Here is an 11,319-nt window from a genome sequence, read left to right as displayed (position 1 = left end):
GGGGGGGGCGCCGGGCCCCGGGGGGGGGGGCCCCCCCGGGGGGGGCCCCCCCCCCCCCCGGGGGGGGGGGGGGGGGGCCCTGGGGGGGGGGGGGGCCCCCCCCCCCCGGGACGGGACGGGAAGGGGCGGCGGGGGCGAAGAAACTCCCACCCCACCCCACCGCCTGCCCCCACCCCACCGTCTGCCCCCACCGCGCCGTCCGCCCCCACCGCGCCGCACGGCAAAGGGCCCCCACCTCACCAGAGGCAGGAGCCCTTCACACAGCCAACGGCCGTTACACCGACCGGAACGCCAGCACCACGTTGTGCCCGCCGAACCCGAACGAGTCGTTCAGCGCGGCGATCCGCCCGTCCACAGGCAACTTCCGCGCCTCCCCCCGCACCACGTCCGCCGCCGCCTCGGCCTCGGGATCAAGGTTCTCGACGTTGATCGTCGGCGGCGCCACGCGGTGATACAGGGCCAGCACGGTCGCCACCGACTCCACCCCACCCGCTCCACCGAGCAGATGACCGGTCATCGACTTCGTCGCGGAGACCGCGAAGTGGTCCGCGTCGTCCCCGAACACCTTCCGCAGCGCCTTCAGTTCGGCGATGTCCCCCGCCGGCGTGGACGTGGCGTGCGCGTTGACGTGCACGATCTCCGCCGGATCCAGATCCGTCCGGTCCAGCAGGTTCCGCAGGGCCGCCGAGATGCCCCGCCCCTCCGGCTCCGGCTGCACGATGTCGTGCGCGTCGGCCGAGATGCCCTGGCCGACCGCCTCCGCGTAGACGCGGGCGCCCCGCGCGGCGGCGTGCTCGGCGGACTCCAGGACCAGGACACCCGCGCCCTCGCCCATGACGAAGCCGTCGCGGCCGGTGTCGTAGGGACGCGACGCGCCCTCGGGGTCGTCGTTGTTCTTGGACATCGCCATCATGTTGCCGAACGCGGCGATCGGCAGCGGGTGGATCGCCGCCTCCGTGCCGCCCGCGACGACCACGTCGGCGCGGCCGGTGCGGATCATCTCGATGGCGTAGCCGATGGCCTCGGCTCCGGACGCGCACGCGGAGACCGGCGTGTGCACACCCGCGCGGGCGCCCACCGCGAGACCCACGTTCGCGGACGGGCCGTTCGGCATCAGCATGGGGACGGTGTGCGGGGAGACGCGGCGGACGCCCTTCTCCTTCAGCACGTCGTACTGGTCCAGCAGGGTCGTCACACCGCCGATGCCGGAGGCGATGACTGCGCCCAGCCGGTCCGGGTCGATGTTCGGGTCCTCGCCGGCCTTGGCTTCGAAACCGGCGTCGGCCCACGCCTCCTTGGCCGCGATCAGCGCGAACTGCGCCGAGCGGTCCAGGCGGCGGGCCTGCGGCCGGGGGATGACCTCGGTGGGCTCGACGGCCACCGGTGCCGCGATACGGACCGCCTGGTCGGCGGCCCACTCCTGCTCCAGGAGCTTGACGCCGGAACGTCCGGCGACCAGCCCCTCCCAGGTAGAGGCCGCGTCGCCACCCAGCGGTGTGGTTGCGCCGATACCGGTGACGACCACGGTGCGATTGGTCGGGCTCATCGGAATTCTTTCTCCAACGGATCTACGAGGATTCGTACGGCGCCACCGCCGGGTGGCGGGGCCTGGGCTCCCGACCCCCGGGCCTCCCGTACCGACGGAGTGAAGTACCGGCGGAAGGAAGTCAGGAGACCCGGAAAGCCCGGCAGGGCTCAGCCCTGGTGCTTGAGGATGTAATCGGTCGCGTCGCCGACCGTCTTGAGGTTCTTGACGTCGTCGTCCGGGATCTTGACGTCGAAGCGCTCTTCGGCGGCGACGACGACCTCGACCATGGACAGCGAGTCGACGTCCAGGTCGTCGGTGAAGGACTTGTCCAGCTGGACGTCCTCAACCGGGATGCCGGCGATCTCGTTCACGATCTCCGCGAGACCGGCGACGATCTCTTCCTGAGTGGCGGCCATGATGGCGCTCCTTCTTTGTGGTTCCAGATTCCAGCGGATGAAACGGTGCTGCCTCGCGTACCGGACCGATCATCCGGCACGGAGTGCCTAGGGGAGGGTAACGACCGTCGCGGCGTAGACGAGACCCGCCCCGAAGCCGATGACGAGCGCGGTGTCGCCGCTCTTCGCCTCACCGGTCGCCAGGAGCCGCTCCATCGCGAGCGGGATCGAGGCGGCCGAGGTGTTGCCGGTGGTGCGGATGTCACGGGCGACCATGACGTGCGCCGGCAGTTTCAGGGTCTTCACCATCGAGTCGATGATCCGCTCATTGGCCTGGTGCGGGATGAAGACGTCCAGGTCGTCCGGGCTGATCCCGGCCGCGTCCAGCGCCTGCTGTGCGACCTTCGCCATCTCGAACACGGCCCAGCGGAACACCGCCTGGCCCTCCTGCGTGATCGCGGGGAACTTCTCGACGGTCCCGTCGCGGTAGTCCGACCACGGCACGGTCTGCTTGATGGTCTCGGACTTGTCGCCCTCGGAGCCCCACACGGTCGGGCCGATCCCCGGTTCCTGGGCCGGGCCGACGACCACGGCGCCCGCGCCGTCACCGAACAGGAAGGCCGTGGCCCGGTCCTCCAGGTCGGTCAGGTCGCTCAGCCGCTCCACGCCGATGACGAGTACGTACTCGGCCGACCCCTCCACCACCATGCCCTTGGCCAGCGTCAGCCCGTAGCCGAAGCCCGCGCAGCCGGCCGAGATGTCGAAGGCGGCGGCCTTGTGCGTGCCCAGCTTGTCGGCGATCTCGGTGGCGATGGCCGGGGTCTGCCGGAAGTGCGACACGGTCGATACGACGACGGCGCCGACCTGCGAGGCGTCGATCCCGGCGTCCGCGATCGCCTTGCCGGATGCCTCGATCGACATCGCGGCGACGGTCTCCTCGGGCGAGGCCCAGTGCCGGGTCTGGATGCCGGAGCGGGAACGGATCCACTCGTCGGACGAGTCGATCGTCTCCAGGATCACCTCGTTCGGCACGACCCGGGTGGGGCGGTAACCGCCCACGCCGAGGATGCGCGCGTACGGGGCGCCCTTGCTGGGCTTGATCTTCGCCATGCGGGTCGGCTCCTTAAGGCGGTCAGGCGGTGTGCTCGGCGACGAGCGCGCGGGCCGCGTCGAGGTCGGCGGGGGTCTTCAGGGCCAGCGTCTTCACGCCGGGCAGGGCGCGCTTGGCGAGGCCGGTCAGGGTGCCGCCGGGGCAGACCTCCAGGAGGGCGGTGACGCCGAGCTCCTTGAAGGTCTCCATGCACAGGTCCCAGCGGACCGGGTTGGCGACCTGGCCGACCAGGCGCTCCAGCACCTCGGCACCGGAGGCGACCGCGGCGCCGTCCCTGTTCGACACGTAGGTGAGCTTGGGGTCGCCGGGCGTCAGCGCCTCGGCGGCCTTCGCCAGCGTGTCGACCGCGGGGCCCATGTGGTGCGTGTGGAAGGCGCCGGCCACCTTCAGGACGACGACCTTGCGCACGCCCTCGGGCTTGTCCGCCTCCAGGGCCGCGATCTGCTCCTTGGTGCCGGCCGCGACGATCTGGCCCGCGCCGTTGATGTTCGCCGGCGTCAGGCCCAGCTTCTCCAGGTGCGCCACGCTCACCTCGGGGTCGCCCCCGAGCAGCGCCGCCATGCCGGTCTCGGTGATCGCGGCGGCGTCGGCCATGGCCAGACCCCGCTTGCGGACGAGGGAGAGCGCGGCGGTGTCGTCGAGGACACCCGCGAGGGCGGCGGCGGTGATCTCACCGACGCTGTGACCGGCGACGGCACCGGGTGCCACGTCGCCGAGCGCGGCGGCGGAGAGCAGCCCGGCCGCGACCAGCAGCGGCTGCGCGACGGCCGTGTCGCGGATCGCGTCCGCGTCGGCCTTCGTGCCGTAGTGGACGAGGTCGAGTCCGATGGCGTCGGACCACGCGGCGACGCGGTCCGCGGCACCGGGGAGTTCGAGCCATTCAGTCAGGAAGCCGGGCGTCTGAGCGCCCTGGCCGGGAGCGACGAGTACGAGCACTCTCACACTCTCTCTTGGGGACGGGTGCGGCCGCCCGTGGGGACAGGGACGAAGAACGGCAGGGGGTTTTGTGGAGCCTCGACAAAAGACTAGGACTGAAGATCGCCATCGGCCAGACGCCCCAGGATCAGCGCGATTCGCAGGGTGAACGCAGAGCGTACATCGGAGGGTGACCAACCGGTGACGTCTGTCACACGTCGGAGCCGGTAACGCACGGTGTTGGGGTGAACGAACAACATCCGCGCCGCGCCTTCGAGACTGCTCGCCTGCTCGAGATACACACTGAGCGTTTCCAGCAGTGCGGCCCCGGCCTCCTCCAGTGGTCTGTAGATCTCCTCCACCAACTGCTCGCGCGCCGACGGGTCCCCCGCTATGGCACGCTCCGGCAGCAGATCGTCCGCCGGCACCGGGCGCGGGGCGTCCTGCCAGGCCGCACACGCCTTGAGTCCCGCCGCGGCGGCCTGCGCGGACCGGGTCGCGGCCAGCAGGTCCGGCACCACGGGACCGGCCACCACCGGACCCGCCGCATACGGTCCGATCAGCGACTTCGCCACCGCGATCGGGTTGTCGCTGCCGCCCGCGATCACCACCAGCCGGTCTCCGAGCACCCCGGTCAGCACCTGGAGCTTGGCGTGCCGGGCGGCCCGCCGGATCGCCTCCACGGTCAGCTCGGAGTCACCGTCCGGCGCGGTGCCCAGCACCACGCACACATGCTCGGGCGAGTTCCACCCCAGCGCGGCGGCCCGCGACACGGCCCCCTCGTCGGCCTCGCCGCTCAGCACTGCGTTCACCACCAGCGACTCCAGCCGCGCGTCCCAGGCACCCCGTGCCTCGGCGGCCTGCGCGTACACCTGGGCGGTGGCGAACGCGATCTCCCGCGCGTACACCAGCAGCGCCTCGCGCAGCACGCTCTCGTCGCCGGGCGCCGCCACCTCGTCGATGGCGGACTCCATGACCTCGATGGTGGTGCGCACCATCTCCACGGTCTGGCGCAGCGTGATTGCCCGGGTCAGCTCACGCGGCGCGGTGCCGAACACATCGGTGGAGATGGCCTGCGGGGCGTCGGGACGCCGGAACCACTCGGTGAACGCGGCGATGCCCGCCTGGGCGACCAGACCGATCCAGGAACGGTTCTCCGGGGGCATGGCCCGGTACCAGGACAGCGTCTCGTCCATCCGCGCGATCGCCTGCGCGGCGAGCGTGCCGGACGACCTCTCCAGCCGCTTCAGCGTCGCGGCATGCGCGTGGGCGGGGCGGGCGGCGGCTCGGTGGGTACTGGTTTCGGGTTCGGGCACGGGGACAAGACTGCCTTATCGGGACTGCCTCGCGTGTCACAGGGCCTACCGTGGACCCTGTGATGGACGTACGACGCTCGGGTGAGCGCTACCGGGGCGGCGATCCGGCGGCCGGGATCGACACCCGCCACGCCTTCTCCTTCGGCCCGCACTACGACCCCGGCAACCTCCGCTTCGGCGCGGTGATCGCCTGCAACGAGGAGCGCCTCGCCCCCGGCGCCGGCTTCGACGAGCACCCGCACAGCCACACCGAGATCGTCACATGGGTGGTGGAGGGCGAGCTGACCCACCGCGACTCCACGGGCACGGAGACGGTGATCCGCCCCGGCGACGTGCAGCGCCTGAGCGCCGCGTCCGGCGTCCGCCACGTGGAACGCAACGCGGGCTCCGCCCCTCTCACCTTCCTCCAGATGTGGCTCGCCCCCCTCACCCCCGGCGGCGACCCCTGCTACGAGGTCGTCCGCGGCATAGCCGACTCCACCCCGTACGCCCTCCCGGAGGCGGGCGCGATGCTCCACGTCCGCCGACTCTCGGCGGGCGAGCGGACGGCGGTGCCGGACGGGGCGTACGTGTACGTCCACGTGGTGCGCGGCGACGTCCACCTGGACGGAGAGCACCTGGGCCCTGGCGACGCCGCCCGCCTCACGGACACCCAGGACATCGAGGCACTCGCCGCGAACGCACCGGCGGAGTTGTTGCTGTGGGAGATGCGGGGCGAGTGAAACACAAAACCACCACTGTGGAGCAAGGGGAGAGCAGTCGTCTCCCACGCCACTGCCCTCGCGACCCATGACCTAGGCACGGCGAACCCCGGCCGTATCCATCTCACCGTCCCCCGCGGATTCCGGCAGAAGTCGGATGCGGTGATCCTTTACCGCGCAGAACTGACGCGGTCGGACATCGAGGACCGGATGGGATACCGGGTGACGACACCGTCGCGTGCCATCGCCGAGTGCGCGGCGGCCAGCGAGACCAGGACATCCTGGACGCCGCGGTGAGCGAGGCGCTGGAGCGGGGGATGACCTCCCGCCGGAGCCTGCTCCACGCCGCCCAACTGCTGGGCGCGCGAGCGGAACTGGGCGTGGCGCGAGCGCTGGCAGCGACCTTATGAACTGAGCATGAAGGCGACTCCTGGCGGAGTTGGCGACAGGAAACGTTGGGCGTCCGGGGGATCCGCCGAGACGAGCCGCTACCGACAATCACCGTCCGTCCCCGCGTGGCCAGGTCGTACGGCACCCTGATCCCCGACAGCGGCGTACGCCCCGTGCGCGCGCAGCGCCGAGCAGCTGTCCCCCTCTACCGCTGAGCGGCTCGGCTTTCGTGGCCACTGGGTGCCGCGCTGCATCAGGCGGCCCAACGAGGAGCCGACGGACAGAGTTTACCCTGGACCGATCTTGTGATGGTGCGTTAAGTTCCCTCCTGACCAGTAACTTTCACAAAATGTTCATAGTGTCGGGGGGATGTGGAGATGAAGACGCGTGCGCGTTTGCGCGGCGTCCGGGGAATCATGGCGATCGCTTTGAGTTCCGTGCTCGCGGTGGGACTGATGCCTGGCGCGGCGGCAGCGTCCGGCGGGGTGGGATCCGATCCCCAGGGTGCACCAAGCACACAGGGGCCACAGGGCGGTTCGCTGGGCTCAGGAGAGGTCCCGCCCGCCGAGAAGGAAGCTCGGGCACAGGCCAAGAAGACCGGGCGCAGTGTGGAGATCACCTCGATGCGCGGTGAGAGCCACGACGTCTTTGTGACGCCAGAGGGTGATCTGGAGGCACGGGAGTATCTGCGTCCCGTCCGGGTCCGGGTCGGCGGTGAGTGGAAGGACATCGATACCGACCTCGCGCGGACCGATGAGGGCACCGTCGTGCCGAAGGTGGCCACCGTCGGGCTGACGTTTTCCGGCGGCGGGGACGGCGTACCACTGGTACGGATGAACAGAGCAGGCCGGGAGCTGGCTCTGTCCTGGCCCGGCAGGCTGCCCGAACCAGATCTGGACGGCGCCACGGCGACTTACCGGAACGTACTCCCGGATGTGGATCTGCGCATGGGTGCGCAGGAGGACGGGTTCACCCAGTTGCTCGTCGTCAAATCGGCAGAAGCCGCGGAGAGTCCCGCACTGTCCGAGTTGCGGTTGCAGATGGCCACCGACGGCATGGAGGTGAGGGAGACCGAGAGCGGCGGCCTGGCAGCGCTCGACGAGGGCGCCGGCACCGCGGTGTTCGAGGCGCCGAAGCCGTTGATGTGGGACTCGGGCACCGACACCGACACTGATCAGGTCGCTGCCATGGGTACAACTCCCCAGGTCCGTACCGCTGCCCTGTCGGCCGAGGCCGCCCAGAAGGCCGCCGACGACAGTGAACCCGGCCCCACGGAGTCCGCCAAGCTCGCCCCCGTCGCCGTGGACCTCCCGGCCGGCGGCCGGGAACTGGTCCTCAGGCCGGACCAGGACGTACTGAAGGGGGAGGACACCGAGTACCCGGTGTTCATCGACCCGCAGTGGTACTCCCCGCGTGCTTCGGCCTGGACCATGGCATCGAAGTACTGGGCGTCGTCGCCTCAGTGGAAGTTCAACGGTAAGTCGGACGCAGGTCTCGGCTACTGCGGCTGGGACTACTGCGCACCGTATGACACCAAGCGGCTCTTCTACCGCGTCCCAACCTCGAAGTTCGCGGGCAAAACGGTTCTGTCGGCGGAGTTCGTGGTCCGCAACGTGCACTCGGCGTCCTGCACGGCGCGAGAAGTGCAGTTGTGGCGCACGAAGGGCATCTCGTCGTCGACGACCTGGAACTCCCAGAACGCCGCTGGATTCTGGATCAAGAAGCTGGCGGCCGAGCCGTTCGCCTATGGCTACACGGGCTGCGCCGCGAAGGACGCGGAATTCGACGTGAAGTCGGCGGTCCAGGAGGCGGCGAACGGCAAGTGGTCGACGATGACGTTCGGACTGCGCGCCGCCAGTGAGGACGACCGGTACGGCTGGAAGCGGTTCTCGGACAAAGCATTCCTGCGGGTGAAGTACAACCGTCCGCCGTCCCAGCTGAAGATGTCGCAGCTGACGATGGAGTACGGCGGTACCTGCAAGAGCCCGTCCTCCCTCGCCCGCGTCCGTACCCTCGGCACGATCCGCGCGAACGATGTCACCGATCCCGACGGGGACAACGTCGGCGTGCAGTTCCAGGCGAAGTGGGACGGAGGCTCCTGGAGTCCCACCCGCGCGGCGGGCAAGGCGTCGGGCTCCTCGTTCACGATCTCCCTGCCGTCAACGATCCCCAAGAACAAGACCGTCAGCTGGTACGCCCGGGTCTTCGACGGGGCGCAGTACTCACCGTGGTCACATGCCGGGGATGCGTCGGCGTGCTACTTCGTCTACGACACCAGCGTGCCCCAGGCACCGACAGTGAGCTCGGGCGAGTACCCGGAGTCGGATCCTGTCAATCCCGAAGATCCCTGGTACGACGGAGTGGGACAGTACGGGTCGTTCACCGTCGACGGGGTCAACTCGGACGTGACGACGTACTGGTACGGCATCAACGGTGACCCGACCTCCAAGAACAAGATCACCACATCGGGTGGCGCCGCACGGATCGTGAAGGTGCTGCCGGCCGAGCCCGGCGTGAACTTCTTCACCGCGCAGGCCTTCGACTCCGCCGGCAACGGCAGCGAGATCCGCACCTACCAGTACCGGGTGAAGGCAGGCCAGCCCGACCGGGCGACATGGCAGATGGATGAGGGCGCGGGGGCGAGCCAGGCGGAGGGATCCACACCCCCGCGCACCCTGAGACTCCTCGGCGGCACCACCGCCGGAGTCGAAGGCGCCGTAGGTACGGCGGTGCGGTTCAACGGTACGGACGGCTACGCCGACACCGACCTCTCACCGGTCAACACCAACCAGGGCTTCACCGTCTCCGCATGGGTCAACTTCGACGAGCAGTCCACCCACTCGATGGTGGTGGCGACCCAGCCGGGCAACATCATGGCAGGCTCCGAGCTCTACTACTCCCCGGTCCACGGCTGGGTGTTCAACCAGCACTCGTCGGACGCCGCCGGTGCCACATCGGTCATGGCGAAGGCCGCCGCGCCCGCCCCGGTCACGGTGGGCAAGTGGACGCATGTCGCCGGCTCCTACGACGCGACCCTGGACCGGCTGCGCCTGTATGTCGATGGCCAACTGGTCGGCGAGAAGGCATGGTCGACCCCCTGGAACGCCCGCCGCGGTCTGCGGATCGGGGCCGGTTCCTACAGCGGGACGCCCGGCAACTTCTTCTCCGGCGCCATCGACGACGTGCAGATCTTCAGCCGGCAACTGGAGGACAGCGAAGTCACCCAGCTGTATGCGAAGCAGACCGTCGGTGACCCGGGCCCGCCCGCGATCGCGGTGCTCCCCCTGGACGAGGCAGCCGACGCGACAGAGATCGTCGGACACGGCGCAGTGATCCCGGCGACCTACCACGGAACGGTCACCACGGGCGTGCCGGGAGTCGCCGGGAAGGCCGCCCACTTCGACGGCACCACCGGCTACGGGAAAGTCGGTGAGACCAGCGCCCCGCATGTGAACACCTTCCGCAGCTTCACCGTCTCGGCGTGGGCCAAGCTGGACTCCCTGTCGTCCCAGAGCGGTGTGGTGGCGCTGCAGGCGGGCAGGGAGCGGCCCGGGATGGAGCTGTACTACTCCGCTGCGGCCCAGCAGTGGGCCTTCGCCCAGTACACCGCGGACTCGGCGGACGCGGGCATCACCCGTGTCATGCAGCCCGCCGGCGCGAAGGCTTACGCCGGGGAGTGGGCGCACCTGGTCGGCGTGCACGACACGGACGACAACACCCTCACCCTGTACGTGAACGGCACGAAGGCCGGCTCCGTCCCGCAGAACAGCCCCTTCTTCGCCGACAGGTCGATGTACATCGGGGCCGGAAGCTTCAGCGGGGCGACGCAGTACCACTTCCCCGGCACCATCGACGACGTACGGGTCCTGGACCGGCCGGTCTCTGCCGACGAGGTACAGCAGATGTTCAAGCAGCGGCCGCTGATCAAGAGCCGGTGGATGTTCGAGGAGGTCGACGGCGCCAGCCCTGTGACGACTCCGAACGCGGTGGCCGGCGGCAGCGCGCTCACGTTGAACGACGGGGCGACGAAGTCGGACACTGCCTTCATTGACTTCGGTGGCCTGGAACTGGACGGCGTGAAGGGCTACGCGTCCACGACGTCCGTTCCGTTCGACACCAGCGCCAGCTACACGGTCACCGCTTGGGCGCAGGCTGCCGCGCTGCCCGAGGACGGCGTCTCGCTGATCAGCGCCGAGGGCTCCACTCAGAGTGCCTTCACCGTGCGGTTTGTGCCGGACCCCGTGGACCCGGAGGGTCTGGGGCGCTGGGAACTGGCGCTTCCGGACAAGGACGGCACGGATGCGTCCGTCGTGCATGTCGCGAACAGCGAGTTCTTCGACGCGCGGGAATGGAACCACCTAGCGGTCACCTACGACGGTTTCGCCAAGCAGGCCCGCCTGTATGTCAACGGCGTCCTCCAGGTGGTCTCCTGCGGAGCCGACGACAGTGACGGGGAGGCCGACGAGAACGCATGCGGGGACCAAACCTCCTGGGCGGAGAACACGTCGGCCTTCAAGGCCACCAAGTCCCTCCAAATTGGTCGCTCCAAGACCGACGGGGCATGGGGCGATCACTTCCCCGGCATGGTCGACGACGTGTGGACCTTCCAGGGCGCCCTGAATGACAGCCAGATCGAGGAACTCGCTGGCTCCTGGTTCGGCGTGCCCACCGAGGTGCCAGCCGGCAGGTGACGTCGCCTGGGGTGGTGCGCACGGATCGCCGCACGCACCACCCATCCTGCATCTCCCACTTTGTTCACTTGTGGCGGCATCAGTCCTCCTCGTTGGATATGCCGGGGCCGCCACTCAGCTAAGGACGGCATACGTATGAGACGGAAACGCCTGCCTACTTTTCCGAGTGTTCTGTACGTGAGGTTCCCCCGAGATGCGGGAACAGATGACGGAGGGTCAGATGGGTTTTGCGAGAGGAGCCCAGACGATGCCTGCACCGAGGAAGTACCCGC

General features: G+C 69.6%; 7 protein-coding genes. 2 read left to right on the top strand and 5 right to left on the bottom strand.

Annotated features, from left to right (window positions below):
• Positions 1-274: 274 nt before the first annotated feature.
• From fabF to fasR, 5 genes are all read right to left on the bottom strand, one after another.
• Positions 275-1,546, bottom strand: a complete 1,272-nt coding sequence (fabF, locus tag ACIF9R_RS37530) for a beta-ketoacyl-ACP synthase II (RefSeq protein ID WP_399987501.1) — start codon at positions 1,544-1,546, stop codon at positions 275-277.
• A 149-nt stretch (positions 1,547-1,695) separates the two neighbouring features.
• A complete protein-coding gene (locus ACIF9R_RS37525) occupies positions 1,696-1,944 on the bottom strand; it encodes an acyl carrier protein (RefSeq protein ID WP_103543242.1) in 249 nt (82 codons plus the stop codon).
• A gap of 87 nt (positions 1,945-2,031) precedes the next feature.
• The gene (locus tag ACIF9R_RS37520; RefSeq protein ID WP_399987499.1) at positions 2,032-3,033 is read right to left on the bottom strand and encodes a ketoacyl-ACP synthase III; all 1,002 of its coding nucleotides are present in this window, start codon (positions 3,031-3,033) and stop codon (positions 2,032-2,034) included.
• A gap of 22 nt (positions 3,034-3,055) precedes the next feature.
• Positions 3,056-3,970 carry an ACP S-malonyltransferase gene (locus ACIF9R_RS37515; RefSeq protein ID WP_399987505.1) on the bottom strand — a complete coding sequence of 305 codons (915 nt, stop codon included), beginning with the start codon at positions 3,968-3,970 and terminating at the stop codon, positions 3,056-3,058.
• 89 nt (positions 3,971-4,059) lie between these two features.
• Complete coding sequence (gene fasR / locus ACIF9R_RS37510) at positions 4,060-5,265, bottom strand: fatty acid biosynthesis transcriptional regulator FasR (protein WP_399987497.1); 1,206 nt, start codon at positions 5,263-5,265, stop codon at positions 4,060-4,062.
• Positions 5,266-5,327: 62 nt separating this feature from the next.
• Between fasR and ACIF9R_RS37505 the strand changes: the two genes are divergently transcribed.
• Positions 5,328-5,987: a pirin family protein gene (locus ACIF9R_RS37505; protein WP_399987503.1), complete on the top strand. Its 660-nt coding sequence runs from the start codon at positions 5,328-5,330 to the stop codon at positions 5,985-5,987.
• 785 nt (positions 5,988-6,772) lie between these two features.
• On the top strand, positions 6,773-11,047 hold the full coding sequence (locus tag ACIF9R_RS37500) for a LamG-like jellyroll fold domain-containing protein (RefSeq protein ID WP_399987495.1): 4,275 nt from the start codon (positions 6,773-6,775) through the stop codon (positions 11,045-11,047).
• Positions 11,048-11,319 lie beyond the last annotated feature (272 nt).

The sequence above is a fragment of the Streptomyces sp. NPDC086080 genome (assembly GCF_044540255.1).
GTDB lineage: Bacteria > Actinomycetota > Actinomycetes > Streptomycetales > Streptomycetaceae > Streptomyces.
This window is presented reverse-complemented; position numbering and strand designations above follow the sequence as displayed.

Excerpts from the sequence above, each read along its gene's own strand:
- fabF (WP_399987501.1), bottom strand. The coding sequence starts at position 1,546 with ATGAGCCCGACCAATCGCACCGTGGTCGTCACCGGTATCGGCGCAACC.
- ACIF9R_RS37525 (WP_103543242.1), bottom strand. The coding sequence starts at position 1,944 with ATGGCCGCCACTCAGGAAGAGATCGTCGCCGGTCTCGCGGAGATCGTG.
- ACIF9R_RS37520 (WP_399987499.1), bottom strand. The coding sequence starts at position 3,033 with ATGGCGAAGATCAAGCCCAGCAAGGGCGCCCCGTACGCGCGCATCCTC.
- ACIF9R_RS37505 (WP_399987503.1), top strand. The coding sequence starts at position 5,328 with ATGGACGTACGACGCTCGGGTGAGCGCTACCGGGGCGGCGATCCGGCG.
- ACIF9R_RS37500 (WP_399987495.1), top strand. The coding sequence starts at position 6,773 with ATGGCGATCGCTTTGAGTTCCGTGCTCGCGGTGGGACTGATGCCTGGC.